Annotated in this window: 1 protein-coding gene; it reads right to left on the reverse strand. The window is 43.5% G+C overall.

Annotation, left to right across the window (positions count from 1 at the left end; translation table 11 throughout):
• Positions 1 to 559: radical SAM protein (locus tag ACFIL8_RS12890; RefSeq protein ID WP_375690100.1), on the reverse strand; the 559-nt coding region annotated here is incomplete at both ends.

The raw sequence follows: 559 nt of genomic DNA on the forward strand, positions 1-559 counted from the left end.
AGATCGCCAAGACGCCAAGTTTTGCCATCAGCACTTTGTCCATGCCAACCATTGACATTTTGTCCAAGCAGCGTAATCTCTTTAACACCTGCTTCAATAAGCTGGCGGGCTTCCTCGGTAATTTGCTCGACGGACCGTGATATTTCAGCACCCCGCGTATAGGGAACAACACAAAAAGTGCAAAATTTGTCGCACCCTTCTTGTACTGTTAAAAATGCGCTAACACCCCGTTTTCTTACTGCATGTTTATTATGAGGCGGCAAATGAGCAAATTTATCTTCAACAGCATAGTCTGTTTCGATAATCTTTTTTCCTTGTTTGGCTTTTTCTAACAATTCTGGCAGGCGATGATACATTTGTGGACCAATAACAAGATCCACTGTTGGCGCACGGCGCAAGATTTCACTTCCCTCAGCTTGTGCAACACAACCCGTTACACCAACCATCAGGGGTTTATCAGGTGTGCGCTCTTGACGCATAATGCGCAAACGACCAAGATCAGAATAAAGTTTTTCTGCTGCTTTTTCACGAATATGACAGGTATTAACAAGAATAAGAT

It is taken from the genome of Bartonella sp. AP57NXGY (genome assembly GCF_042195805.1).
Lineage (GTDB): Bacteria > Pseudomonadota > Alphaproteobacteria > Rhizobiales > Rhizobiaceae > Bartonella.